We start from the raw sequence: 26434 nt of genomic DNA, 5'->3' as shown, positions 1-26434 counted from the left end.
TTAATCTGTACGTCCTGAAAGTATTTTTTTACCGGATATTTTCAGGACGAAATTGCCGTATTTAATTAAACGTGACGTCAATCACAAGCCATTCTCTTTTCGTGAACTGACTCGCATGGTACTGGGCATTCGCCTCAAGATAAATGCAAAGCGCTTTCCATGCTTGTCACTTTGCCTAATGAGTTGGTTTCCGGTTGTTCTTATACTGGCATTCTTCCTTCCTCTCTGAACCCTACAGTTCTGTGGCTGGCTGGAATGACTTATACCTTGGGGTATTTGCATCACTCTCAATTCCGGAGAACATCATGGAAACAATCGTTTCATCAGCCAGTGCCGTGAAAAAAAGAACTAATGCGCGCTACTGGATCGTGGTGATGTTATTTATCGTCACATCATTTAATTACGGCGACCGCGCAACGTTATCTATTGCCGGGTCGGCAATGGCGAAAGATATCGGTCTCGATTCTGTCGGGATGGGTTATATATTTTCGGCATTTTCCTGGGCCTATGTTATCGGACAAATACCCGGTGGCTGGTTACTGGATAAATTCGGCTCCAAAAAAGTTTACTTCTACAGTATTTTCATCTGGTCATTATTCACGTTGCTGCAAGGGTTTGTAGATATATTCAGCGGCTTCGGCATCGTAGTTTCCCTCTTCGTATTACGTTTCCTGGTCGGGCTGGCTGAAGCGCCTTCTTTCCCGGGCAACAGCCGGATTGTTGCGGCATGGTTCCCGGCGCAGGAACGTGGAACAGCGGTTTCGATTTTTAACTCCGCACAGTATTTCGCTACCGTGATTTTTGCCCCGATTATGGGCTGGCTGACACAGGCCGTAGGCTGGTCACATGTCTTCTTCTTCATGGGCGGACTGGGGATCATCCTGAGCTTCATCTGGCTGAAAGTGATCCACGATCCGAAAGATCATCCGGGCGTCAATCAGGCCGAACTGGACTACATGGAAGCCGGTGGTGCGCTGATCAATATGGATCAGAAAGTCACTAAAAAGGCGAAAGTCAAAGGCGAGAAAGCCTCACAGCTCAAACAGTTAATGAAATCGCGCATGATGATCGGCATCTATATCGGCCAGTATTGCATCAATGCGCTGACCTACTTCTTCATCACCTGGTTCCCTGTTTATCTGGTTCAGGCACGCGGAATGTCCATTCTTAAAGCGGGCATGGTGGCGTCGGTTCCGGCCATTTGCGGCTTCCTCGGCGGCGTGTTGGGCGGGATTATATCCGACTGGCTGATGCGCAGAACCAACAACCTGACGCTTTCACGTAAAGCGCCGATCGTCATCGGCATGCTGCTGTCGATGTCGATGATTGTCTGTAACTATGTTGACACCGAATGGATGGTTGTCGGGATTATGGCGTTCGCCTTCTTCGGCAAAGGGCTGGGCGCGCTGGGCTGGGCGGTAATGGCCGATACCGCACCGAAAGAAATCAGCGGGCTGAGCGGCGGGCTGTTCAACATGTTCGGTAACGTTTCCGGCATCATCACCCCGATTGCGGTCGGCTACATTATTGGTACCACCGGTTCGTTTAACGGCGCACTGATTTTCGTCGGGATCCACGCACTGCTCGCTGTCATCAGCTATGTCTTTATTGTCGGCAAAATTGAACGTATCCAGCTGAAACCTCTCGTCTCTGCCAGCGTAAAAAAAGGAGCATCACGATGAGTACGCAATCTTCTCCGGTCATTACTGATATGCAGGTTATTCCTGTGGCCGGGCACGACAGCATGCTGATGAACATCGGTGGCGCACATGGCGCTTACTTCACCCGTAACATCGTGATTCTGACGGACAGCGCCGGGAACACCGGCGTGGGCGAAGCGCCGGGCGGCGAAGTGATTTACAACACGCTGGTGGAAGCCATCGCGCAGGTCAAAGGCCAGGAAGTAGCGCGGATGAACCGGCTGGTGCATCAGATTCACGTGGGTAATCAGTCGTCGGATTTCGATTCGTTTGGTAAAGGCGCGTGGACGTTTGAACTGCGCGTGAACGCGGTTGCGGCGCTGGAAGCCGCGCTGCTGGATCTGATGGGCAAATTCCTCGGCGTGCCGGTGTGCGAGCTGCTCGGGCCGGGCAAACAGCGCGACGAAGTGACGGTGCTCGGTTATCTCTTCTATATCGGCGACCGTCAGAAAACAGATTTGCCGTATCAGGAAGGGGCGCGTGGTGTTCACGACTGGTATCACCTGCGTCACCAGAAAGCGATGAACAGCGACGCCGTGGTGCAGCTGGCAGAAGCCGCGCAGGATCGCTACGGCTTTAAAGATTTCAAACTCAAAGGCGGCGTGTTGCCGGGTGAGCAGGAAATCGACGCGGTGAAAGCGCTGGCAAAACGTTTCCCGGATGCGCGGATTACCGTCGATCCGAACGGCGCGTGGCTGCTCGATGAAGCGATTGATTTATGTAAAAACCTGCACGGGATCCTCAGCTATGCGGAAGATCCGTGCGGCGCGGAGCAGGGTTTTTCAGGCCGCGAAGTGATGGCCGAGTTCCGCCGCGCCACCGGTTTGCCGGTCGCCACCAATATGATTGCCACCAACTGGCGCGAGATGCAGCACGCCGTGATGTTGCAGTCCGTCGATATTCCGCTGGCGGATCCGCATTTCTGGACCATGCACGGCGCGGTACGCGTGGCGCAGCTGTGCGATGAGTGGGGGCTGACCTGGGGCTGCCATTCTAACAACCATTTCGATATTTCTCTGGCGATGTTTACCCACGTTGGCGCGGCTGTGCCGGGTAAACCGACGGCTATCGATACGCACTGGATCTGGCAGGAAGGCAATCAGCGCCTGACCAAAGAGCCGCTGCAAATCGTCAACGGAAAAATCAAAGTGCCTGAGAAACCGGGGTTAGGGATTGAGATCGACATGGATCAGATCCACCGCGCTCACGAACTGCACAGAAAACTGCCGACCGGCGCCCGCAACGATGCCGTTGCAATGCAGTATCTGATCCCCGGCTGGAAATTCGATCGCAAGCGCCCGGCGATGGGGCGCTGATTACGGAATCCGAATTCACTAAGGAGTTAGCTATGACCTCTTCTTCAACACCTAAAATTGTTTCCATGCAGGTGATCCCGGTAGCCGGGCACGACAGCATGTTGCTTAACCTCAGCGGGGCGCACGCGCCTTTTTTCACCCGTAACATCCTGATCCTCAAAGACAGCAGCGGGAATACCGGCGTGGGCGAAGTCCCGGGCGGCGAGAAAATCCGCCAGACGCTGGATGATTCCGCGTTGCTGGTGATCGGCAAAACGCTGGGCGAATACAAAAACGTCATGACCGCCGTGCGCGAAAAATTTGCTGACCGCGATGCTTCCGGCCGCGGGCTGCAAACTTTCGATTTACGCACCACAATCCACGTTGTGACCGCGATTGAAGCGGCGATGCTGGATCTGCTCGGCAAACATCTGGGCGTCACCGTCGCATCTCTGCTCGGCGACGGTCAGCAGCGCGACGAAGTCGAAATGCTCGGTTATCTGTTCTACGTCGGCGACCGCAACAAAACGTCGCTCGGCTACCAGAGCCAGCCCGGCGACAACTGCGACTGGTATCGTCTGCGCCACGAAGAAGCCCTGACGCCTGCCGCCGTGGTTCGTCTGGCCGAAGCCGCGTATGAAAAATACGGCTTCAATGATTTCAAACTGAAAGGCGGCGTGCTGGCCGGCAATGAAGAAGCCGAAGCCGTGACCGCGCTGGCGCAACGCTTCCCGCAGGCGCGCATCACGCTGGATCCGAACGGCGCGTGGTCGCTGAATGAAGCCATCGCGCTGGGCAAACAACTGCGTGGCGTGCTGGCCTATGCGGAAGATCCGTGCGGCGCAGAGCAGGGTTTCTCGGGGCGCGAAATCATGGCGGAATTCCGTCAGGCCACCGGCTTACCGACTGCGACCAATATGATCGCCACCGACTGGCGTCAGATGGGCCATACCATCCAGCTGAAATCTGTGGATATTCCGCTGGCGGATCCGCATTTCTGGACCATGCAGGGCTCGGTGCGCGTGGCGCAGATGTGCCATGAATGGGGCCTGACGTGGGGTTCTCACTCCAATAACCACTTTGATATCTCGCTGGCGATGTTTACGCAGGTTGCCGCCGCCGCGCCGGGCAAAATCACCGCCATCGATACGCACTGGATCTGGCAGGAAGGCAATCAGCGTCTGACTAAAGAACCGCTGCAGATCAAAGGCGGTAAGGTGCGCGTGCCGGAACAACCGGGGCTGGGCGTTGAGCTGGATATGGATCAGGTGATGAAAGCTCACGAACTCTACAAGGGGATGGGGCTGGGCGCGCGCGATGATGCGCAGGGCATGCAGTTCCTGGTGCCGGACTGGACGTTTGATCCGAAGAAACCCTGTCTGGTTCGGTAGCCGTTTGATTCAAAAAATTGGTGCAGTCATGACCACCGCCCTGACGTTGCCGTCAGGGCTTTTTTGTTTTTACGTCAGGTGATTACAACCCTTAGCTTCGCGCGTGCGTTGCCGCGGCTTCGATAAGTTCGTCGGACGGGCGTTTGCCGGTATACAGCACGAACTGTTCGACGGCCTGAAGTGCGGCGACTTCTGCGCCGGTGATGACTTTTTTGCCGTGCTCACGTCCGTATCGGATAAGCGGCGTTTCGACCGGCAGGGCGACGACGTCGAAAACGATGCTCGCGCGGTCAATGACGTCGGGCGCAAAGGCCAGTGAATCGGCTTCCGGGCCACCGGCCATACCGATTGGTGTGACGTTGACGACCATATCGACGGCTAAATCACCGACGTCGGCTTTCCATTCGTAACCGTATTCTTCTGCCAGCGCGCGGCCATTGGCTTCGTTGCGGGCAATGATATAACCGGTTTTGAAACCGGCATCACGGATGGCAGCGACCACAGCTTTGCCCATTCCGCCGCTGCCGCGCAGCGCGAAGACCGCATCGCGCGGGACTTTATGGCTGTCGAGCAGTTTGGCGACGGCAATATAGTCGGTGTTATAGGCGCGCAGGAAACCGTCGTCATTGACGATGGTATTCACGGACTGAATGGCGGTTGCGGAAGGATCCAGTTCATCGAGGAACGGAATGCAGGCTTCCTTGAACGGCATGGAAACCGCGCAGCCGCGGATACCGAGCGCGCGAACGCCTTTGACAGCCGCCTCGATATCCTGAGTGGTGAACGCCTTGTAGACGAAGTTCAGGTCTAACGCCTGATAAAGGTAGTTATGAAAACGGGTACCGAAATTTCCCGGACGACCGGAAAGAGACATGCACAGCTGCGTGTCTTTGTTGATTTCCCGACTCATGATGCTCTCCTGATAGGGTAGGTTTGGCTTAGGTAAACCTTAGCTGAAACGATACAACCCTACAATCAGCGCGTTCCTTCATGGGCGGTTCCCGTTTCCGCTGAGTTTCCGTTATCGTATTGAATAATGGTGAAACCTTCTTCCGCCTGAGGTTCAGCAAAATGTCGGGAGATAAGCTCAAACTGCTCATCGGTCACCACAAAATCATGCGTGCCGGACTGATTCCGGACGTGCAAACGGGATTTACAGACGTCGGCGGAGACATTCAGAAAATGCAGGCGATGATCCGTGCCCGATTCGTGAATGATGCTCATCATCCACTGGCGGTTCGCGACGGTATTGGCCGGAAAATCCAGCACCACGGAAACTCCGGCGCTGAGCAGCGAAACCACGTGCGGGGCGATGGCGCTGCGCAGTTTTGCCGAGCAGCGGACGTAATCCTCGATCGTGCGCATTTCCTCTTTAAACAGCGCGGATAACCACCGGTCTTCGCTGACGACAACCGTGACCGGCTGCGTTGCCAGTTCGCGCGCCAGGGTCGATTTCCCGGAGGCAATTTTTCCGCACAAGATATGCAGCATTGCCTGATTTTCGGTGTTCATTGTCTGCCCCTCCGGTTTGATGTCTTTGTTTTTCAGCCCGTTCAGCTGGTTAAAATAACACGTTGATTTCAGAATAAGATGCCGCATTTTCCATCATCGGCGTCATCGCATCGTCCTGTAAAAAACCGCTGACCAGCCTTGCATTCTGTGCCCACAAGGTTTGCGGCAGCCAGGAACCGGCGCTGAGACGGCGGACGCCCGCTTGCGCCAGTTCTTCTACCGGCGCAAGCCCCGGCCAGACCGCAACATTGAGCAGCAGCGGCGTGCTTTTGGCGATGTCGCGCATCTCGTTCAGGTCGGTTAATCCGAGCACAAAAAGCCCGTCAGCGCCTGCGCGATGGCAGGCTTGTGCCCGTACCATGACTTCGGCGGCGCGGTGTTCAGCGGACACCAGATTGCGGGCGTAAACGTCGGTACGCACATTAATGTACAGCTCCACGCCGCGCCGGATACACGCGTTGCGGATGGCCTCGACTTTGGCGTAAAGGAGGTCGGGATTGCCCGCGCCGTCCTCAATATTAATGCCGGTGACGCCGACGTCGGTAAGCCGTGAAACATTAATGGCAACCTGCGCCGGGGAGTCGCTGTAGCCGCCTTCGACATCCGCAGACAGCGGAACTGAAATTACCCGGGCGATAGACGCCGCGCGCGCCACATACTCATCCACCGGCAGCGCATTGCCGTCGCGATACCCCAAAGACCAGGCGACGCCCGCACTGGTGGTGGCAATGGCCGCCGCGCCAAGAAACTCTGTCTGGCGTGCGCTGCCTGCGTCCCAGGCGTTGGGTAATTTCAGCGGTTTATCCTGCAAATGCAGGGCGTGAAAGGCGGAGAGATCAGGCGTTTTCATAGAATGTTCCTCGAAAAAGAAACATTCTAATCATGCTTAATTTTCTTGATAATAGCCGGAAATAACATTCATTGATTCCCTGAGAGCAATAATGAACGCGCCGTCGCTGCACTTAGTGCAAACCTTTGTTGCTGTGGTTGAACACAATAGCTTTGCCCGCGCCGCTGATGCGCTGGGGATCACGCCGTCGTCCGTCAGCCGCTTTATCAAAGCGCTGGAACAGCAGCTGGGCACCCAGCTGCTGAACCGGACCACGCGGGCGATGTCGCTGACTGAATCCGGGAAACGCTATTTTTCCGAGAGTCATCAGGCGCTGCTGCTGCTGCGGAACGCCGCCGAAACCGTGCGCGATGAACAGAAGCTGCCGTATGGCGAACTGGTGGTCAGCGCGCCGGTGGCATTTGGTCACACGCATATCGTGCCGTATCTGAGTGCGTTTCTGGCGGCGTATCCCCGCGTGCAGCTGGATTTGCGTCTGACCGATGACTACGCTGATCTGGTTGCCGACGGCATCATGCTGGCGTTTCGTATTGGTCGTATGAAGGATTCCTCGCTGATTGCTCACAAGATGCTGGAGAACCGGCGGATCCTGGTAGCCGCACCGGCTTATCTGGAAAAACGCGGGGTGCCGCAGGCGTTGGAAGATCTCAATCAGCATGAATGTATTGTTTCTTCGGCCAGTCAGGACGGCCTGCTGTGGCGGCTGTTTTCGGGTGCAGAAGAACGCACGCTGGCACCGAAAGGATCGGTGAAAGTGGATAACGCGGATGCGGCGCGGCGGCTTTGTACCGACGCGCACGGCATCGCTTTTCATTCGGCAGTCACGATGGCGGCGGCGATTGCCGCAGGAAGTCTGGTGCAGGTTTTGCCGCAATGGACAGGGCGGGAAACCGGCGTCTATTGCGTGCGGCCTAACCGGCGTATCGGCCAGGCGGCCACGGTATTTCTTGAGTTTTTGTCTTCACGGTGGCGTTGAAAATGATGGTCTGATGCTCAAAAGGCGAGATCCGTTATACTTAATGCATACGCAAACGCGGAGGCTGACATGAATTTGGATCTTTTTGATCATCCCGATTTCCACCCGCACTGGCGCGAAGATCTTTTCCCCGGCGCGGTGGTGCTGCGTGGCGCAGCGCGGGAAAACGATACAGCGTTGCTGGCGGAGATCGACCGGATCGCCGGGCTGGTGCCTTTTCAGTATCGCGCGACGCCGGGCGGTTATGCGATGTCTGTGGCGATGACCAACTGCGGTGATGTCGGCTGGGTAACCGATAAAGCCGGTTACCGGTATCAGACCACATCGCCGGAAAGCCATCAGCAATGGCCCGCGATGCCTGAACTGTTTCGCGATATCGCGGTGAAAGCCGCAGAGCAGGCCGGTTTTCCCGGTTTTAATCCGGATGCCTGCCTGATTAACCGGTATCAGCCGGGCGCCAAAATGAGCCTGCATCAGGATAAAGACGAGCATGACTTCGGGCAGCCGATTGTCTCGATTTCGCTCGGATTACCGGCGGTGTTTCAGTTTGGCGGGCTGGAGCGCAGCGACAAAACACAGCGCATTACGCTGACGCACGGCGATATCGTGGTGTGGGGCGGCCCGTCGCGGCTGCGTTATCACGGCGTTTTGCCGCTGAAAGCCGGTGAACATCCGCTCACAGGTGCGTACCGGTTTAACCTGACTTTCCGTAAAGCGGTATAACACGGCAGGCCGGGCTGTAAAGCACAGGACTTTATCCTCATTCTGCTTTACACTGCCGCCCTGCAAAATCTGACATATTGAACGAATAATTACTTAGGCGGTAAGCGATGAACGGCGTAATCACAACCTGGTTTGAAGATAAAGGTTTCGGTTTTATCAAAGATGAAAACGGCGATAACCGTTATTTCCACGTGATTAAAGTCGCAAACCCTGAGCTGATTAAAAAAGATGCGGTGGTCACTTTTGAGCCGACGACCAACAACAAAGGTCTTTCCGCCTTTGCGCTCAAAGTGGAACCGGAAAGCAAATACATCTTTATTGCCGGTGAGCGCATCAAAATCACCAGTATCAAATCCTTCCTGGCCTTCAATGAAGAAGTCCCGGCAGAAACCAAAGTCGACAAAGAGAATGCCGTGCTTTCTGTCGGCCTGCTGATGAACCGTATCCGCCCGCAGGAAGAAGAGAAAAAAGCCGCGACGCGTACCATGAAAAAGCTGCTGATCACCACCTTCCAGAACAGCACGTACGTGTTTACGGAAGATGAAATTGACGTGGATGCCACCATCAAAACGCTGAAAGCGCTGTAAGTTTTTATCGTTTCCAAACCGGTGCGCATTCGCTGCACCGGTTCTGTTTTATCCCTACTAGTACGTCACTGTTACCGTCACGGTATCGCTGTAAGAACCTGCGGGCTGGTTGGCTTGCGTCAAATTCACGGACGCCGTGTACGGGAATGACTGCGAAGTACCGGTTCCGGTCGCGCTGCTGTTGGTTGCGGCGGTCCAGACCGTGCTGTCACCTTTGAAAATCTGGTATTGCAGATAGCTGGTAACCGAATTGGCGGTAGATGACATCTGCCGGTATGCGCCGGTGCCCGCCACGCTGCTGGTCAGGTTCACGGAATAGGCGGCGTTCAGGGTGCAGCGCACGCTGATGGTGTTCGCCACGACCGTCGTCAGGCCGGAAGGCAGGGCGGCGCTGCCGAAACCGACGTTGGGAGCACTGTCGATATAGCAAAAACTGGTGACATTCAGGGTCAGATTCACATTGCCAGAAACACTCCCTGTATCCGCGAGACACAGCAATGTACCCACGGCGATGGAACACATATTCCAGGTCCAGTTAATCGGAACCGTATCGATATAGGTTCCGGCTGCCAGATTGGAAATGGCAACCGGGCGGACGTAGAGCGGCAATGTACTGTTGGGGCCGGAAAATAATCCCAACAGGCCGAGCGCGGTGCTGCTGCTCCAGGTGATAGTATCGCCCTGATTATAAACGGCACTGCAGCTGGCATCTTTACACAAACTGTACGGCAGATACTGGCCGGTGGCTGCACTGTAAAGGCGTGGCTGTGTTCCGGTCGGATGTGTCGTTGTGCCTATCAGCGCCGTGATGGTATTGGTGCCGCCCACGTTGAGCAGGCCGCCGGTACAGCTTAATCCGCTGCCGCCAGAGGTGATCAGCGGAGTGGAACTGACGGCAAAAGAATTTTGTGTTCCCAATGTAATGGTGGATGCTGCTGTGGTACAACCGGCCCGGGCCACCGACGATGCCGCAAGCAGCATCACCAGCAACACGCCGTGGCGTATCTGCCGCCAAAAAATTCTCATGATTTATCTCCTGCGCCTGTACCCGCTGTCGTGTCCGGACATGCCAGCGGGCCAATCTGCTCAATGCTCTGATGTTTAGGATCCAGATCGAAACTGATCCGGCATACCGAATGATCTTCCTGCTGAATATTCAGCACGTTGTGTTCCTGCAAATGGGAGAAGTACACCAGCCCGTCATAGCCGGTTACGGTGGTTTGCTGAGAGTTTTGTTCCGTTACCAGCGTCCCGAGTTTCAGCGGTTGCCCGGCTTTGTCGTGGAGGGTGATATTGGCGGAAAGGACTTTTTCCACGCTAAATTTCACTATTACGCCACTGCCTTGCTTCACGGCAATCCGGTCATTGACGTTATTGGCGACCACGTCTGCCGGGAGCGGAAGCGTATCGATTTCCACTTTGGCGGGATAATACGAGCTGACGGTCGGGATCAAAAGATGTCCGTTGCTGTCTGTTTTGCCCATTTTCTGGTTCTCGAACAACACCGGCACGTCGGCGTAATGGCCGGTATCCACCACGATAAAGGCGTCATTAATTTTGTCTGACAGGAACCAGTCGTTTGCCATAAACACCACGGAACCACTCAGATCCGCCCAGTTGGTGTAATCGCCCTGATTGCCGTAAAAGCCGCCCTGAACCGTGGCGTAATGGGATTTCCAGGTGGCATCGGCCTGCTGATACGGGTTATTGCCGCCACTGTAAGCCAGATTCCAGCCCAGACCCCCGTCGGTCGGTGTCGCTTTGCTGGCGCCAATTTGCTCCTGATAATTTCCTGAACTGTCACGCTGCACGCCTGCATTCATATTGATATTGGTGCCGATCGGGATAATGAACTGAAGTTGTGCGCTGTAGCCGTTATCGCCCAGCGTTTTGTTGAGCGATAAAAACATGCTGCTCTGGCCCCACAGCGAGCGGCTGTAAGAGAAGTTCACCAGCCGGGTATGGGAATTGTCATAGGCTTCGACGTCGTAATACCCGATGCCCATGGTGCCGTTTGACGAGCCAAAGGGCGAGGTGCTGAACGTCACCTGATCCGCCTGACGGCTTAACCTCGTGTTGCTGGTGTAAGACGTAATATCCTGATAACCCACCGTGCGTTTTGAGCGCAGGGCGGACAGACTGAAAATATTGGAATAGTACGAATAGCCGAGGGTGTACTGGCTGCCGTCTTTTTTGTCGGTCGCGCTCACGCCCAGCGGATTGCTGATTTCTCCGCTGGCATTGGGAATACCCGGGTTCGCGCCGTTCGGGTAAGTACTTTGGTTATCGGGAATATTACTACCATCGACCGGCGGCCGGTCGGCTTTACTCATGCTGCCTGAGACACTCAGCGTTCCCCAGGTGCCGACCGCGATATCCCCCCCTAAACCACCGAGCGTTAATCCCTGCGCGATTTCGGTATGGCCCGAAAGCGTCAGGTAATTGCTCAGGCCGTAACGGTAGATACCGCTGAAGGCCGCATCGGAATAATCACCGTTGGACAGGCCATAATTCTGACGAACCGCGCCGAGCGAGAAATCAAAGTCGCTGAGGTTTTTGCGCAGCAAGGTGTTGGAAACATAAAACGGTACGCTGGTCGAAACCTGTCGCCCGACAGCATCCGTCGTCACGATCGTGGCTTCACCGGCGCCGTTGATATACGGCACGTTGGTCAGGGTAAACGGCCCGGAGTTCAGGTTATTACTGCTGGCTTTGAAGCCATTGAGGAACAAATCCACGGTGGTTGGTACGGCGGCTGTTCCGCTGTATTGCAGCAGCGGATACGTCACCAGATCCGGACGAACCGCGAAATTACGGCTGATGCGGATACCGCCCATGCGCGCCGAATTACTCCATGTCAGGGAATCGCTGACGAAATCCCCGACCTGATAGCTGATCAGATTTTTTTCGTCGGTAAAACGCCAGAAAGTATCGTAACGCAGATAGCCATCCTGCGAGGTCTGGCCGCCGTTGGGGGACACGCTGTCAATGTTGTAGCGGTAAGTTCCGGTGTTGGTGACAATCCCCAGACTGCTGAAAAAACGCTGTTCCATCCAGGTGGCGACTGACCGTGCGCCGCCGGGCGGATCGGTGTAATACGCATCGTAGTTAAACAGCAGGCCGTTGCTGCTTTCCGATGGTGTGTAGTTCATCAGCGGATCGCCGCTGACGTTCTGATTTGGCAGCCACGCATCCGGCACCTGTAAAATCAGCTGCTGTGTTCCCGAGTCATAACGGGCTTTCACGTCCGGCAACTCGCCGACGTTAATCAGCCCCGTCTGACCGTTAATGTGAACGTGATTTTTCGCCAGCACCCCGGCTTCGACAAAGTACGCATTATTGCGATAGGTAACAGGCACCACCTGATTATCCGTCTGGCCGTTCACCACAACAGACAGATAAAACATGGCATCCGTCACCACCGGCGCCGCACGCGGGGCGTCCGGCAGCGATGAATATTCCTGCGCCTGCACGGCAAACGTGGTCAGGCATAACAGGCACAGGCTTCCCCGGAAATACAGCTTAGGCTGATAACCCGAACGGGGAAGAGGTCTGATTGGCATCCGTTGCGGCTCCTGCTGTTACTGGCCGCGGGAAATGACAATCGGTTTGGTATTATCGGCAATCTGCGCATTAAGCTGCTCGCCGGGCGTGACGCCCGCAGGCAACGGCCAGCGCATCTGTTGCCCCGGTAACACGTAGCCCATAAAGCCGCCGACCATGGTTTTTACACCCTGCTTCTGATTGCCGTTCGCTGACCAGAATACGTTGCTCAGACGCGCATGGACGATGCCGGTATTGCGCACCTGCAAATAGGTTTTACCGCCGTCAGAAACCGTGCGCCACGACAGTACCGGGCGCGACGCCGTGGACGGATCGCGTTTCATATCCGGGCGATCGTTAGTCCACAGACTGCCGCCATCCATAAACAGCGGAAGCAGATAACGCATCTGCAATTGCAGCCCGACCACCGCCTTATCTTTCCCCTGGCCGGCGTTATTCAACGGGGACGGGATCTCATCAATAATGATGCGGTAGGCCTGTTCAGTATTCGCCGGCACCGGCGTGTTGCGGATCAGTCTGATCAGCTGGCGCTGACCCGGAGGCACCGTCGCAAAAGGCGGGCTGGCGACCACGTTGGTTTGATCCGCGTATCGCTCGTTAAAATTCTCCTGCTTCCAGGCCAGCACGCGCACCTGTAAAGACACCGGTTCAGCGCCACGGTTCTCCAGCCACAGGGCCGATCCGTTCTGATCGGCTTCAATAATCTGGTAGACCGGCCAGACAAGCACGGAACTGGCAGCCTGCGCAGCGGGCGGTAACAGCAGGGAGCAGGCCAGCGCAGTGGTTGAAATAATGCGGGAAAAATTCGTGCGTAAAAACAGTGTATTCATATTCCATATCCTGATGATTCAATAAGTTAACGTTACGGTGACGGTATCGGTATAAGTCCCGGCAGAAGGCAGGGTGGTCACAGCGTATAAACGTGCATAAACCGGGTAGGTTTGTGTGGTCGCAGGAAAACTGGCCACGGATTTAACCAGTGCGCCGTTGCCCCAGACCTGACTGCGGGCGGCATCCTGAAAAAGCTGATAGCCCAGTTGCTCTGTGCTGGTGGTGTTTTGCAGAAAGCGGCGCGTCGCGCTGCCGCCGTGAGTGCCGTAATCCATGGCGATACTGACGGAGGTTCCCGGCGTACAGGTCACCACCACGGATCCGGCACCGGCAACGCTGGTGGTGTCGACGTTGGCGGGGATGGAGGACATGGAGCCGAAGTTGATGGTGCCGAGGTTGGTGGTCGGGCTGGAAAACGAGCTGCCAAAAGCGCAGCCATTGGTGAGGGTGGCGGTGACGGTAAATGCTGCCGTGGCGGTTGCGGCCCGCGCTGCGCTGCAAAACATCAGCGGCAGCAGAATCAGCGGAGCAAGCAGACGGCCAGGCATAACAGCCTCTACCAGGACACGGTGACGTTCACCGTGTCCTGATAAACACCGGCGGCCGGTGTGCTTTGAGCCGGAACGCGGCCATAGACCGTCGCCCACTGATCGGCACCGTTGCCGGTATTGCTCACGCCGGTGGTGTTATCCCAGACTGTCGTGCGCGCCGCTGTGGTATAGAGATTATATTGCAGGGATACCGCGCTGTTGGTGGTGTTGACCATTCTGCGGGCTGTCACCACGCCGCTGCTGCCGCCATCCATAACAATTTTGTAGGCCAGTCCGTTCACGCATTTCACGCGAATCGAGCCCGCCAGCTGAGCGCTGGTGGCATTAATCGCGCTGGTCAGCGAAGCATAATTGCCAAAATTCAGCGTACCAAAACTGGTACTTCCGGACGTCGTGGTTCCCGCCTCGCAGGCGGGCAACAACGTGGCGCTGACGCCGATTGTTGCCGCCTGACTTAAGGGAATGCTGAACGGCATCGACACCAGCAGGATAGCTGGCAAGAGCAGCAGTACCTTGATGTCCATGGTTTTCCTTCCTTGAATCAAAAATCCTTCAGAGGCTAAACCGGCCCTGAGGGAATAAAGCTTTACCAGGAAAGAGTGGCAACAACGGTATCGTTATAAGTTCCTGCGGCTGGCGTGGTGCTGGTCTGGTCAGCAGGCAGCACGCGGCCATAAATCGGGATATTTTGCGCCGTCGTCCCGGTGGTCAGGGTGATTGGCGTATTGATCGCGATTTCAGTGGTACGTGCGGTATCGGAATAGAGACGGTAAGGAATGCTGGTTCCGCTGGAGGTCATCGTGCGCAACCCGCCGGTCGCCGCAAGGCCGCCATTGAGTGACAGCGTTGGTGTCAGGCCGGTGCTACAGGTGATGGTGACCGCGCCGGTGCCATTGGCACCAAACACGGTGCCGTTGATCACGCTGGTCAGATCGGCATAGTTACCAAAGTTTAAGGTACCCCACTGGTTGGTCCCACCCGTTGACGTGCCGTTACCCACGGTACACCCGGTACTGATGGTCAGTGAAACGCCCACTTGCCCTGTTAAGGTTCCGGCTGCCTGCGCGCCTGCGGCTAACGTCAGTGTTGCCGCGGCCAGAATAGCCAGTAATAAAGAATTTTTTTCGCCCATGATGACTCCCAATAACTGCTTACACTGGTGTGTATTCATGCAACGGTGTTGCATGTGGAAATCCTCTGGTGGTCAGTAATTTAACGCTAAAGACTGCAAGAAAACCGGACAAGAAACGACGCGCAGACCGGGATTTGTATTGTTCAGTCACTGCTGAAAGAGTCCCTGACCTTAACCTCATGATGAAAAACGCCGTTATGGTTAAATATAAGTTAATAAATTTACCTTAAGGGGATATTTTCGGCATTTTTGATAATAAGGATAAAAATTCTATAAATGTGAAATTGATAGTTTTTTATCCCGATATTATGTTTTTTACAGGTCTGTATGATGCGGAGCGGCAGTGAAAAGATGAAGTTTATTAACCATTCTTTGTGTGTTGTTAACGGGTTATGATGCTGTATCCCCCCGAATGGAGACTGTGATGTTTTCTGATCCCGTTATTGCTGATATGAACCGTCTGGCGCGTTTTTTATCTTTTGACCAAACCGCCGGAAAGGGGCCGTCAGGTACTTCGCCGCTGCTCATCCTCCTGGGCAACGCGATTTTACCGACCGCAGAAGCGGCGTTTCAAGCGCTGGCGCAGGGCGCGGTGTCACGCCTGCTGATTGCCGGTGGCATCGGGCATTCAACCCGTTTGCTGTATGACGCGGTGCAGCAACATCCGGTTTACCGGAACATCGCCACCGAAGGCCGCAGTGAGGCCGAAGTGTTGTACGACATCGGTTTACAGCATTTCGGGCTTTCCCCGGAAAATATCCTGCTGGAAACGGCGTCGGCCAACTGCGGCGATAACGCCTTACAGGCGCGGCGCGTGCTCGACGGATCCGGTGACCAGAATACGAACATTATTCTGACACAGGATCCGCTGATGCAGTTGCGCACCGACGCCAGTTTCCGCCACGTCTGGCGCGATCGTCCGGATGTCCGCTTCACCAGCTGGCCGGTGCTGGTGCCGCAGCTGGTGCGCGAAGGCGAAAGCGTGAGATTTGCCGGAACCGCACAGGCCGGTTTGTGGACATTGCCGCGCTTTATCTCCCTGCTGCTGGGCGAAATCCCGCGTCTGCGTAATGCGCCGGGGGGCTACGGCCCGCGCGGTGCGGGCTTTATTGCCGAAGTGGATATTCCGGCAGACATTGAAGAAATTTATGCGCGGCTGCGCCCGGTTCTTGAAGCCGGTTACGGCGACAGATCCTTCTGACAGACGGCCGCGGGTTCTGCCGTTTCCTGATGATTTCCGCGCAGTGCCAGTAAAACCACCAGCGCGGAAAACAGCGTAATACCCGTCAGGCACAACAACAGCGGATGCAGCGAGGCGGCATAAAGCGCCTGAAGCTGCGCCGTGCTGGCCTGCGGAATGAGCTGCTGCGCGACCGCCAGATTGCCGGTCGCCAGCCGCTGCGCCGCCTGACTGATTTCTCCGCCGGTAAATTGTGCCGCCAGTGCGTTATGAGTGAGCGCTGAGAGAATGGCGCCGACAATCGCCAGTGAAATCCCTTCACCGGCCACGCGCGTGGTGCTGAAGATTCCGGTCGCCATGCCTGCCCGTTCTTTTGGTACAACGCTGACAGAAAGCCCGTCCATCAAACCCCAGGGTAAACCCGTACCCACGCCAATTATCAGCATCGGCGCGATCATGCCGGACAGATCCTGCGCCAGCACCGCGCGGCTCAGCCAGCCCAGACCGGCAGCAGCAATCACCAGCCCGGCGGTACACAACACGCCCGCCGGTATCCAGCGCGTCAGCCACGCCGCCAGCAGCGGTACAACCAGCATCGGCACCGACAGCGCCATCATCATCAGCCCGGCGTGCTCTTCGCTCAGCCCGGTAACGCCGATAAACAGCATCGGCAGCACCACCAGCAGCACCACAAAACAGAAACCGGTCGCCAGCGGCAGTGCCTGCACGCCGATAAAACGCACGTAGTGGAACAGCGATAAATCCAGCATCGGATTTTTCACGCGCAGCTCAACCACCACGAAAATACCCAGTAGCACCGCCGCACCCGCCAGCATCACCAGCACCTGCGGGCTGTTCAGGCCGGACTGCGGAATTTCCATCAGCGCCCAGGTCAGCAAAGCCAGCATGGCGGTAAACGACACTGTGCCCGGCCAGTCGATACCGGCAGCCTGCGGATTTCGCGTTTCGTGCATTTTCGACGTGCCGCTCAGCAGGGAAATCAGCGCGATGGCAGCGGCGGAGAAAAAGACCGAACGCCAGCCGAAATGCGCGATAAGCAATCCGGCCAGAAACGGGCCGAACGCCAGTCCGACGCCAAAACTGCTGCCCATCAGACTGAACGCGCGGGTTCGCGCTGCGCCGTCGAATTCCTGCGCCAGAGCCGCCGCACCGCCCGCCAGCGCACCGGCGGCGGCAATCCCCTGCGCGCCGCGCAGCAAATCAGTCCACAGCAAACTGCTGCTGAAGGCCTGTAACAACGAAAGCAGGGCGAACAGCGAAACGCCGCTGATAAACACTTTTTTGCGGCCGATTTCATCCGCCAGCGCACCCGCGGCCATCAGAAAACAGCCAAACGTCAGCATGAAAGAATTGGTTATCCAGCTGAGCGCCTGCGCGCTGCCGCCGAGTTCACGGGCGATGGCGGGCGTGGCGACCGCGCCGCTGACGAAATTGAGCGGCAGGATCACCGCTGCCAGACAAACGGTGAACAGAACCCGCAGGCTGCCGGTGTTGTGCGTGGAAGAGGTATTCATTGGTTTCCCCAACGGAAAGAGTCGTGACATGGATGATAAAATGTCAGTAATCTTGCGGAAACAGGCTATGAGTCCGATGATTAAGGACTAAAACGCTTGAATGGCAGGAAGGGTAAAGTGGAAAATCTGAATGGTTTGCTGGCGTTTGTCCGCGCGGCGCAAAGCCAGAGTTTTGCGGCGGCAGCAGAACGCATAGGCATTTCGGCGTCAGCGGTGGGGAAAAGCGTGGCACGCCTGGAGGAAAAGCTCAACGTGCGGCTGTTTAACCGCAGCACGCGACGCATCAGCCTGACCGATGAAGGGCAGCTTTTTTTCGAACGCTGCCAGAATATCGTCACGCAATTGGAAGAAGCCGAGCAGGAGCTGGTGCGGATTTCCGCCGTGCCACGCGGCAAATTGCGCATCACCGCGCCGGCCATCGGTTACCGCATGTTGTTGCCACATTTGCCGGAGTTTCGCGTACGTTATCCTGACGTCGAGCTGGATCTGGATTTCAGCGACCGCATGGTGGACGTCATCGATGAAGGGTTTGATATTGCTATCCGCAGCGGCGAGCTGAACAGTTCGCAGATGATGTCGCGCCGTCTCGGGCCGTTCCGCTTTGCCATCGTCGGCAGCCCCGGTTATTTCGCGCAACACCCGGCTCCGCTGACGCCGGGTGATTTGCGTCATCACGCCTGCCTGCGTTACCGGTTTCCGGGTAACGGACAATGGCAGGAGTGGGAACTGAGCGAAACGCCGGTGGATCTGCCGCTGGCGCTGAGCAGCAATAATCTCGAATCGATACTTCAGGCGGCGGTACAGGGGCTGGGAATGGCGTATGTGCCGGAGTTTATCGTGCGCAATTATCTGGCCTCCGGCGAGCTGATTTCGGTGCTGGACAGCTTTCAGAAAGAGGGCGGCAAGTTCTCGGTAGTCTGGCCGAGCAGCCGCCATATGTTGCCCAAGGTGCGGGTGTTCATTGATTTTCTGACCGAAAAACAGGTACTGGGATAAGTATTTTTTCAGCGGTTTACTGCTTATCCAGCCATTTTCCCATTTCCGCCAGCGCCTGTTCAAGATTATCGCGGCCAAAGCCAATACGCAGAAAATCTTCCGAAACCGGCGTCAGTTCAGAGGCATAAGTCACCGACGGAATGACCATCACCCCGGTTTCTTCCACCAGTGTGGTGGCGAATGCTTCTGCGCCTTCTGTCCCCAGATAACGCGGAAACGCCAGCACACCGGCCTTCGGCATGGAAAGCCGGAACAGATGCGGATAGCGCGCCAGGAACTCTGCCAGCGCGGCGAGCTGGGTGCGCGAACGCGCCATGACACGCTCAAGGATCGGCGCGCGGACGTTGAGCGCAATCGTCGTCAGAAACTCGCCGGGCATGGAATTGCAGATCGACAGATACTGCTTCATGCGTTCGAGTTTCAGCATCCACGCGTCATCCTGACACGCCACCCAGCCGATACGCAGGCCGGGCAATCCGTAGGCTTTTGACGTCACATTCAGCGAGATCCCACGTTCGTAAATATCGGCCAGCTGCGGCAGACGATCCGCCGGATCAAACTCCGTCAGGCGGTACACTTCATCGGAGAAAATCCAGATCCCGCGTGCGCGGCACATTTCCACCAGATCCGTGAGTTGCTGACGCGAAATCAGCGCACCGGTCGGGTTATGCGGGAAGTTTATCGCCAGCACTTTGGTGTTTTCACGCAGCGCAGCCCGCACTTTTTCCACGTCCAGCGCCCAGTCGTTGTTTTCATCGAGCGCCACGCCGGTGACGGAACAGCGCGACAACGGCACGCTTTCCAGCGACTGATAATTGGGCGTGATCACGACCGCGTGATCACCTGGTTCGAGCAGCATCTGAAAGCTGGCATAAATGGCTTCGTCGGCACCGGCAAAACTGATGACCTGCTGCGGCGTAATGTGCCGGTATGTGGACGCGATGGCTTCAAGAAGTTCAGGCGTTCCGCGCAGCGGCGGGTAATCCAGCACGGTTTGCATGAAAGGCGCGCGGTGCTCTTTTCCCGCCAGTTCAAACAGCGTATCGATGCTCATCGATTCCGGATAAGACGACGACAGCGGAAAACGGACGGCGTGTTCCAGCCGTGAGAGGTAGCTGATTAAACGAAAATCTTCTGGAAAGGACATGGCGTACCCGTTAATAAAATTTAAACATCAGCGGCGCTGGCCCTGCGCAAAACGGCGCTCAAGACGGCTTTGCAGCAGTTCTAAAACAATCGACATAATCCAGTATATCGCAGCCGCGGTCGCCAGCATTTCCATATAACGATAGGTGCTTCGCCCGTAGGATTGCGCGAGAAAATTCAGCTCCCACAGCCCCATCAGCGAGACCAGCGAAGAGTCTTTCAGCATGGAAATAAACATCGACCCGGCGGGCGGAATAATAATGCGCAGCGCCTGAGGTGCGGTGACGTGAACCGCCACCGTCCAGCGCGAAACGCCGAGCGCCAGCGCGGCTTCCTGCTGGCCACGTGGCACGGAAAGCACGCCGCTGCGGATAGTTTCAGCCAGATACGCGCCATAGTTCATCGACAGCGCGATGATGCCGGAGCTGAGCGCACCGAGCACAATCCCGACCTGCGGCAGCGCCAGATAAATAATTAGTACCTGAACCAGCAGTGGCGTACCGCGAAACAACGAGGCATAAAACGTTGCGCAGCCAAACGCCAGCGCGTTTTTGGACATCCGCCCGAGTGCAGTAATCAGGCCAATCAGCAGGCAGAAAAACATCGAGCAGGCGGTGATCATAATGGTCAGCGCCGCGCCCTGAATAAAACCGTCCGGCGACAGACGCAGGCCGAGCAGAAAAGGCAATTTCTGGCTGATCAGGCTCCAGTCCAGCCCCATTTTACTGAAGGTGCCGAGCAGCAGGCTGAGCAGAATCAGCCACGTCAGCCCGGTTTTAAATTTAAACGCGTGCGCGTGGTGCCAGCGTTCCGGCGTTTCCACCTTCGGCTGGCTGTCCGGGATTTGTGGCATCACGGTACCTCGTGCGTAATATCTTCACCCAGCCAGTGCTGGGAAATTTTGGCCAGCGTGCCGTCGTCGCGCAGCGATTTGATGGTGTCTGCGACTTTTTTATCCCACTCTGCGTCGCCTTTGTCCGTCGCCACCCAGTTCGGTTCGGCGTACAGCTCGGTGACAATTTTGAACACCGGTGCGCGTTTGATGCGGGCATTGGCGGTGGCTAAATCAGACACCACGCCGTCGAGTCGCACGCCCGGCCCCAACGCCAGATTCTGGAACGCGACTTCTTCGTCACTCGGGATAACCTGCACGTTATCGAACGGGAAGTTCAGCGGTTTTGCGCCCGGAATCACCAGCGCTTTTTGCAGGTACGTTTCATAGGTTGAACCGATGCCGACACCGATTTTCTTATTGCTCAGATCCGCAGCGGATTTAATGCGGTCATCTTTCTTATTCACCACCAAAACCGCCGGAGAGTTGTAGTACGGCGTCGGGAAATCCAGCACTTTGGCGCGTTCGGTGTTTGGCGTCATCGAGCAGATACAGGTATCCCAGCGCCCCTGCCATTTACCGCCGACAATCGTTTCCCAGCCCGGCGCAATAATTTCCAGCTTCACGCCCATGCGCTGTGCCACGGCTTTGGCGACATCCACGTCAAAACCCGCCAGCTGATTATTGTCATCAATAAAGCCGAAAGGCGGATAGTCATTAACGATGGCATTGCGCAAAACGCCGGTTTTGGTCACGCGATCCAGCGTCGACCCGGCAAAAGTGGTGGCAGAAAACAGCGTGGTGGCCAGCAGGGTCAGGGCAACGAACGAAGTGCGCATAAGCAAAGTTTCCTTAAACGTAACCAAATTGGGAGAATATTGTGAAAACCTACACTAAGTTTTAGACGTATAGAAGTCCAAAATGCGCCTTTTTTGACTTACAGTGAACTCTGCCGAAAATCCCCCGAAATACAGCGTATTACTTCAATCGTTAAGTCAGTAATTAGCTTAGCAATCCCGCGCCGACGTTAATGGAAAACCCGAGAATGGCCAGATTGAAGACGAATGAAATCACCGACTGCAACAGCGCAATCTGCCGCATATCGGTGGTGCCGGTTGCCACGTCGGCGGTTTGCGACGCCACGGCAATGGTGAAAGAGAAATAGAGAAAATCCCAGTAACCGGGTTCGTCGGGTTTTTCAGGGAAAATCATTGGCGTGCAGTCTTTGCTGCGCCGCAGATAGTGATGATGGGCGTAATGCATGGCGAACGACGTGGGCAGCAGCGCCCAGGAAGCAATCAGCGTGGTGGCGGTCAGCAGAATGTGCAGCGCCCGAGCGGTGCCGGTCAGATCTTTCAGTGACCCCAGTTCCATCAGGATCGCCAGAATGCTCACCAGACAGGTCAGCGTCACCAGCGTCAGCACGATGCTGGCACTTTCATCCTGCGTTTTGGCGATGTGCGGAATGTCTTTCGGCTCGGTGCGCAACATCCGCAACCACAGGAAAAACAGGTACAGCCATGCCAGCACATTCCAGCCAATCATCAGGCGCTGCAACGTCCCCAGATGCGCGGGAAGAGCAAAAAAACAAATCAGTCCGGCAATGATAGAAATCACCAGCCGGGAACGGGCGTGCAGGTAGTGACGAAGGGAAAGACTCATGATGTTAGGCGCTTAGCGAAAAAGGGATGGATACGTTAAGGGTAGACGCAGATGGCAGGCTTGTATTGGTGGCGGTTTTCACTTCCTGGCGTCTGCGCAATTTCTTCCAATACCCGGTTTCGCGGGAGTGATTTAGTAGGTTGTCTCTATTGCGCTTAAGGGTTTGAAATCATGTTTACAACCTCATTTTGGCCAGCCGCGGCGGCATATCAGGTTTCAATGATGGATCTGGATGCCCCGGAAAATTTAAGTCCTAAAGCTCTGCAAACTATTCACTACTGCCTGCGTCTCACGGAAGCCATTAATCAGCTGGAAGCCGCCTGCGAAAGCCGTTTGCTGGATGCGCTGCGCGAGGAAATGTCGATCCAGTGTTTCCGTCTTGCGCCGATGTTTGATGACCCTGATACCCGCCGCGGGCTGTTTTTGCGCGCGGAAGTACTGGCGGACGACAGCTGCGGGAAAACCGTGCTGCCGCAAATCGCCGGGCTGAATGAACAGCAGCTGGTGCTGGGCATCGGCAATACCTCGACGTGGGTCGGAAAATCCAAACAGAGTTTTTATTCGTCGTGGTTTGGCGAACCCGCGCCGATGTTGCAGGAAATCTCCGACGTGATGGACGATTTATTCCCGGAAAGTTTGCTGTATCTGCAAAAGGAAATTGCCGGTGATTTGCTGGCGATGTCGGGCTGTGCGTACAAAATTATCAACCTGTTTGGCATTGCCGGTGAAGCCAATACCTATCCGAAACATTTCGCCTATTTCTTCCCGGAGGATGAAGGGCTGAAGTATTCGCCGGTCAAGCGCACCGTGGTTTTCGCCAACACTTACCTGCAACTTTTCGAACTGTTTTCGCGTACCGAAGCGGCGAAAATGGGCTGGCCGGAAGACCGGTTGCCGGACAGCCGCGTGTGCCAGCGTTATCTGATTGCGTGGTTCCGCGGGCACGACCTGGGACATTCGCTGGTGCGCAACGAGAACGTCTTCCCGAAACTCAGCAAGATTGATCGCTGGGGCTCGATGATGGTGCAGGAAGCGCTGGCCGATCAGTTTGGCCTGCTGATGTGCCTCACGCCGCAGGTGGCCGACGGTCTGCAACTCGACCGCACCGTGCTGGCGCGGATCTACTTCCTCGAAATGCTTCGCTATCTTCGCCGCGGGCCGTCGAGCTATCCAGACGCCGGTGCGGCCTGGATCCAGTTCAACTACCTGCGTGAACATGGCTGCATCGGGCTGACCGAGAACTCTGTCGACTTCCACCCTGATCTTTTCTTTACCCAGATGGCGGATCTTACCCGGCTGATGAGCGAAGAGTTGCTGGGCGGCGACGCAGAACGGGCAAAAAATTTCATGCTGGAACGTTGTCCGCACACCAATCCGGAGGATGTCGATGTGCTGATGGCGCGTCTGGGCACCACCAATGACATGATTGAATACAACCAGTTAATTAAGAGAGTTCCGTTATGATGCCGTTTTCAAATGGATTTTTGCTCAGCCTATCGCTGTGTCTGGACATCGGGATTGCCAATATCGCCATGATTACGCTGGCGATGCAACGCGGCTATTTTCACGGATTCTGGCTGGGCATTGGCACCTGCATTGGCGACCTGATTTACGCCGTGCTGGCGCTGGCAGGGATGACGCTGTTGCTGCAATACCAGAGCGTCCGCTGGGTTTTGTGGGTCGGCGGCTCGCTGATGCTGATGTGGTTTACCTACAAAATGATCCGCGCGGCGCTGGCTCCGGCCAGCGATCTGAGCTCCGGCGACAACGCGCAACCGCGTTCGGTTGTCCGCAACTTCGGTCGTGGCGTGTTGCTGGCGATGTCCTCTCCGACGGCGATCCTGTGGTTTGCCGCCGTCGGCGGGGCACTGATTTCCCGCATGGGGCAGGGCGGCACAGTGGAAGCGTCGTGGTTCCTGACCGGATTCTTTATCGCCGGTGTGTTCTGGACGATCGTGCTGTGCTGCGTCGGCAGTTGGGGCGGAAAAATGCTCGGCACCAAAATGCTGAAATACTCTTACGTGGCATCAGCGGCGATATTCTCGTACTTCGCGCTGTACGTGGTGATCACCGGCTACCGCGAATTTATCGTATAGCCGCGTGGCTGTGCGAGGCGTTGAGCGACAGCGAATAAAGGTGGGGCGTGATCCCCATCATTTTGCGGAACGTATTGATGAAGTGGCTTTGATCGTAAAAGCCCAGGCGGATTGCCACGTCCAGCGCGTTATTGTTTTTGCGCAGCTGGTTGCGGGCTTCGAGCAGCCGCAGCTGCATATGGTATTGCAGCGGCGGCATGCCGATATGCTGACGGAAAAGCCGGACAAAATGGAATTTACTCAGCCCGCTGATTTGGGCCAGCGTATCGAGATGTATTTTCCGCGTCAGATGGTCGCGCATAAAATCCAGCGCCAGTGTGATGGGGCGCAGCGACTGCTCCTGCTCTTTCGCCGGTTCTTCCAGCAGCGCGCCCAGCAGCCACAGCAGATTCTGCTCCTGGTCTTCATCATTGAGCGTGCGTTTGTAATGGCACAGTGCGGAAAACAGCGCGGGATTACTCAGAACGCCTTCGGCCAGGACCGGCGCGTGATGGTCTGAACGCAGATTGTGATCGACCGACACCTGGCGCAGCAACGCTTGGGGAATATGCACGCTGAGGAATTCGACCTTTTCATTGCCGAATAACGAGGACTGCACCGTCGACGGGTTATAAATCGTGATATCGCCGCCGCGCACCAGCGCGGTTTTTCCGTGCAGCCAGATTTCTTCCGTGCCGGTGAGATTGGCGCTGATGACGTATTCGTCGTGAGTATGACGCGGAAATGACGAATTACTCGCGGTGAGATGCGAGCATTCAATGTCGTTAGCTATCGTCCATTCAGAAATAGAAAGAGACACATCACCCCCATAAATCATTGCTGAGCGAAAAAAAACAAACTAACCCTTTTTCTTATGCAAAATTTATAGCACAAACTTTTAACACTGAAAGCGAGGAAAATTCATGACGCACGGAGGGGAAAAACCTCCGACCCAAGCATGACGCCATTCTTTCCGTGATGCTTTATCGCATACATCGCCCGGTCGGCGAGCAGCAGCGCTTCGCTGAAATCATCGCTGCCGTTCACTTCATCAATCCCTATTGACGCGCCAATCTGCGCATTGCCGTTATCCAGCTCAAAGGGGATGATCGCCGCATTCAGACAAGCCTGCGCTACGCGTTTAATCACCGGATTGTTCAGCGAATATGGCATCAGAAGCACAAATTCATCACCGCCCAGCCGCCCCGGAATTACACCCGGCGGGCACGCTTCCTGAAAACGCTGGCTAAGCCGCATCAGAACTTCATCTCCGCTGCGGTGGCCGAGCGTATCATTCACATGCTTAAAATCATCCAGATCGATAAATGCCACACACAACGGGCCGGCATTTTTCAGTGCTGCAAAATGATGCTGTAACGCATGACGGTTTGCCAGCCCGGTCAGCGGATCATGATTTGCCAGCGTCGCCAGCTGCTGCTCGTAATTCTTCTCTTTGGTCATATCGATGTGGGTGCCCGTCACTTTCAGCGGGCGTCCGGCATCGTCCCGTTCGGTGACGCGGCCACGATCGAGCACCCAGGTAATGGTGCCATTTTTCGCCTGCATCCGGTGCAGCGCCTCATAAAACGGCGTCTTGCCTTCCAGATGATTGTAAAAAGCCGACAGCACATCGTCCCGGTCGTCCGGGTGTAAATGCTCGCGCCAGACTTCAAAACGCGCGCTCAGCTCTTTCGGCTGATAACCCAGCATTGATCCCCAGCGGCGGTTGTAAATCACCAGTTTTCCGCTGGGCACGTCAAGCTGCCACAAACACAAACCGGTTCCATCCAGCGCGGCACTCAGCTTGTTGCGGGCGTCGTGCGCGATGCGTTTTAGCCGGGCATTGTGCTTCTTCAGGTTCTGGAGTTGTTGTAAAAGTGAGGAATCAGACATTTC

Annotated in this window: 26 protein-coding genes; 10 read left to right on the top strand and 16 right to left on the bottom strand. The window is 55.9% G+C overall.

The window, feature by feature from the left end; genetic code table 11:
* Window positions 1–305 precede the first annotated feature (305 nt).
* The 3 genes from M2403_RS12130 to gudD are packed head-to-tail and all read left to right on the top strand — an operon-like array spanning window position 306 to window position 4386.
* Complete coding sequence (locus tag M2403_RS12130) at window positions 306–1682, top strand: MFS transporter (RefSeq protein ID WP_152327673.1); 1377 nt, start codon at window positions 306–308, stop codon at window positions 1680–1682.
* The gene (locus M2403_RS12125; RefSeq protein WP_165059067.1) at window positions 1679–3016 is read left to right on the top strand and encodes an enolase C-terminal domain-like protein; all 1338 of its coding nucleotides are present in this window, start codon (window positions 1679–1681) and stop codon (window positions 3014–3016) included. Before M2403_RS12130 ends, M2403_RS12125 begins: the two co-directional genes overlap by 4 nt.
* A 32-nt stretch (window positions 3017–3048) precedes the next feature.
* The gene (gene gudD / locus M2403_RS12120) at window positions 3049–4386 is read left to right on the top strand and encodes a glucarate dehydratase (RefSeq protein ID WP_259229295.1); all 1338 of its coding nucleotides are present in this window, start codon (window positions 3049–3051) and stop codon (window positions 4384–4386) included.
* A gap of 91 nt (window positions 4387–4477) precedes the next feature.
* On the opposite strand, the gene M2403_RS12115 is transcribed toward gudD, so the two are convergent.
* The 3 genes from M2403_RS12115 to M2403_RS12105 all read right to left on the bottom strand — a co-directional run bounded on the left by M2403_RS12115 (window position 4478) and on the right by M2403_RS12105 (window position 6748).
* Entirely contained in the window at window positions 4478–5296 is an 819-nt protein-coding gene (locus M2403_RS12115; RefSeq protein WP_152327676.1) for a shikimate 5-dehydrogenase, read from the bottom strand.
* Window positions 5297–5361: 65 nt separating this feature from the next.
* The gene (locus M2403_RS12110; protein WP_259229292.1) at window positions 5362–5898 is read right to left on the bottom strand and encodes an ATP-binding protein; all 537 of its coding nucleotides are present in this window, start codon (window positions 5896–5898) and stop codon (window positions 5362–5364) included.
* A gap of 49 nt (window positions 5899–5947) precedes the next feature.
* On the bottom strand, window positions 5948–6748 hold the full coding sequence (locus tag M2403_RS12105; RefSeq protein WP_259229291.1) for an isocitrate lyase/phosphoenolpyruvate mutase family protein: 801 nt from the start codon (window positions 6746–6748) through the stop codon (window positions 5948–5950).
* Between the two features lie 91 nt (window positions 6749–6839).
* Between M2403_RS12105 and M2403_RS12100 the strand changes: the two genes are divergently transcribed.
* From M2403_RS12100 to M2403_RS12090, 3 genes are all read left to right on the top strand, one after another.
* On the top strand, window positions 6840–7724 hold the full coding sequence (locus M2403_RS12100) for a LysR family transcriptional regulator (RefSeq protein ID WP_208949968.1): 885 nt from the start codon (window positions 6840–6842) through the stop codon (window positions 7722–7724).
* A 69-nt stretch (window positions 7725–7793) separates the two neighbouring features.
* On the top strand, window positions 7794–8447 hold the full coding sequence (gene alkB, locus M2403_RS12095; protein WP_165059080.1) for a DNA oxidative demethylase AlkB: 654 nt from the start codon (window positions 7794–7796) through the stop codon (window positions 8445–8447).
* Window positions 8448–8554: 107 nt separating this feature from the next.
* A complete protein-coding gene (locus M2403_RS12090) occupies window positions 8555–9034 on the top strand; it encodes a cold shock domain-containing protein (protein WP_259229289.1) in 480 nt (159 codons plus the stop codon).
* 57 nt (window positions 9035–9091) lie between these two features.
* Here M2403_RS12090 and M2403_RS12085 read toward each other — a convergent pair whose 3' ends face one another.
* The 6 genes from M2403_RS12085 to M2403_RS12060 all read right to left on the bottom strand — a co-directional run bounded on the left by M2403_RS12085 (window position 9092) and on the right by M2403_RS12060 (window position 15112).
* Window positions 9092–10060 carry a spore coat protein U domain-containing protein gene (locus M2403_RS12085; RefSeq protein WP_165059081.1) on the bottom strand — a complete coding sequence of 323 codons (969 nt, stop codon included), beginning with the start codon at window positions 10058–10060 and terminating at the stop codon, window positions 9092–9094.
* Window positions 10057–12597, bottom strand: a complete 2541-nt coding sequence (locus M2403_RS12080) for a fimbria/pilus outer membrane usher protein (RefSeq protein ID WP_165059083.1) — start codon at window positions 12595–12597, stop codon at window positions 10057–10059. Before M2403_RS12080 ends, M2403_RS12085 begins: the two co-directional genes overlap by 4 nt.
* An 18-nt stretch (window positions 12598–12615) precedes the next feature.
* A complete protein-coding gene (locus tag M2403_RS12075; RefSeq protein WP_217152690.1) occupies window positions 12616–13428 on the bottom strand; it encodes a molecular chaperone in 813 nt (270 codons plus the stop codon).
* Window positions 13429–13446: 18 nt separating this feature from the next.
* A complete protein-coding gene (locus tag M2403_RS12070; protein WP_152327685.1) occupies window positions 13447–13977 on the bottom strand; it encodes a spore coat U domain-containing protein in 531 nt (176 codons plus the stop codon).
* Window positions 13978–13985: 8 nt separating this feature from the next.
* Entirely contained in the window at window positions 13986–14504 is a 519-nt protein-coding gene (locus tag M2403_RS12065) for a spore coat U domain-containing protein (protein ID WP_152327686.1), read from the bottom strand.
* Between the two features lie 62 nt (window positions 14505–14566).
* Window positions 14567–15112: a spore coat protein U domain-containing protein gene (locus M2403_RS12060; protein ID WP_152327687.1), complete on the bottom strand. Its 546-nt coding sequence runs from the start codon at window positions 15110–15112 to the stop codon at window positions 14567–14569.
* A 424-nt stretch (window positions 15113–15536) separates the two neighbouring features.
* On the opposite strand from M2403_RS12060, the gene M2403_RS12055 reads away from it, so the two are divergent.
* A complete protein-coding gene (locus M2403_RS12055) occupies window positions 15537–16313 on the top strand; it encodes a YdcF family protein (RefSeq protein WP_259229286.1) in 777 nt (258 codons plus the stop codon).
* Here the strand turns inward: M2403_RS12055 and M2403_RS12050 are convergent.
* On the bottom strand, window positions 16292–17827 hold the full coding sequence (locus M2403_RS12050; protein ID WP_259229284.1) for an MFS transporter: 1536 nt from the start codon (window positions 17825–17827) through the stop codon (window positions 16292–16294). The two genes, M2403_RS12055 and M2403_RS12050, sit on opposite strands and share 22 nt — an antisense overlap.
* A 117-nt stretch (window positions 17828–17944) precedes the next feature.
* Between M2403_RS12050 and M2403_RS12045 the strand changes: the two genes are divergently transcribed.
* Entirely contained in the window at window positions 17945–18823 is an 879-nt protein-coding gene (locus tag M2403_RS12045) for a LysR substrate-binding domain-containing protein (protein ID WP_152327690.1), read from the top strand.
* 16 nt (window positions 18824–18839) lie between these two features.
* On the opposite strand, the gene M2403_RS12040 is transcribed toward M2403_RS12045, so the two are convergent.
* The 4 genes from M2403_RS12040 to M2403_RS12025 form a co-directional block, all read right to left on the bottom strand.
* Window positions 18840–19970 carry a pyridoxal phosphate-dependent aminotransferase gene (locus tag M2403_RS12040; protein ID WP_259229283.1) on the bottom strand — a complete coding sequence of 377 codons (1131 nt, stop codon included), beginning with the start codon at window positions 19968–19970 and terminating at the stop codon, window positions 18840–18842.
* Window positions 19971–19997: 27 nt separating this feature from the next.
* Window positions 19998–20822: an amino acid ABC transporter permease gene (locus M2403_RS12035; RefSeq protein WP_152327692.1), complete on the bottom strand. Its 825-nt coding sequence runs from the start codon at window positions 20820–20822 to the stop codon at window positions 19998–20000.
* Window positions 20822–21640: a transporter substrate-binding domain-containing protein gene (locus M2403_RS12030; RefSeq protein WP_152327693.1), complete on the bottom strand. Its 819-nt coding sequence runs from the start codon at window positions 21638–21640 to the stop codon at window positions 20822–20824. Before M2403_RS12030 ends, M2403_RS12035 begins: the two co-directional genes overlap by 1 nt.
* 163 nt (window positions 21641–21803) lie before the next feature.
* On the bottom strand, window positions 21804–22463 hold the full coding sequence (locus M2403_RS12025; protein WP_152327694.1) for a DUF1345 domain-containing protein: 660 nt from the start codon (window positions 22461–22463) through the stop codon (window positions 21804–21806).
* Between the two features lie 171 nt (window positions 22464–22634).
* On the opposite strand from M2403_RS12025, the gene M2403_RS12020 reads away from it, so the two are divergent.
* Both M2403_RS12020 and M2403_RS12015 read left to right on the top strand, forming a co-directional pair.
* Window positions 22635–23927, top strand: coding sequence for a hypothetical protein (locus M2403_RS12020; protein ID WP_259229282.1), 1293 nt, complete (start codon window positions 22635–22637; stop codon window positions 23925–23927).
* Window positions 23924–24559 (top strand): LysE family transporter, encoded by a 636-nt coding sequence (locus tag M2403_RS12015; RefSeq protein ID WP_208950327.1) that lies wholly within the window; start codon window positions 23924–23926, stop codon window positions 24557–24559. The genes M2403_RS12020 and M2403_RS12015 overlap by 4 nt, the downstream gene beginning before the upstream one ends.
* On the opposite strand, the gene M2403_RS12010 is transcribed toward M2403_RS12015, so the two are convergent.
* Both M2403_RS12010 and M2403_RS12005 read right to left on the bottom strand, forming a co-directional pair.
* Entirely contained in the window at window positions 24549–25358 is an 810-nt protein-coding gene (locus tag M2403_RS12010; RefSeq protein WP_259229281.1) for an AraC family transcriptional regulator, read from the bottom strand. The genes M2403_RS12015 and M2403_RS12010 overlap by 11 nt on opposite strands.
* 101 nt (window positions 25359–25459) lie before the next feature.
* Complete coding sequence (locus M2403_RS12005; RefSeq protein ID WP_152327698.1) at window positions 25460–26431, bottom strand: sensor domain-containing diguanylate cyclase; 972 nt, start codon at window positions 26429–26431, stop codon at window positions 25460–25462.
* Window positions 26432–26434 lie beyond the last annotated feature (3 nt).

The sequence above is a fragment of the Rahnella sp. BIGb0603 genome (assembly GCF_024808755.1).
In the GTDB taxonomy this organism is placed as follows: domain Bacteria; phylum Pseudomonadota; class Gammaproteobacteria; order Enterobacterales; family Enterobacteriaceae; genus Rahnella; species Rahnella contaminans.
This window is presented reverse-complemented; position numbering and strand designations above follow the sequence as displayed.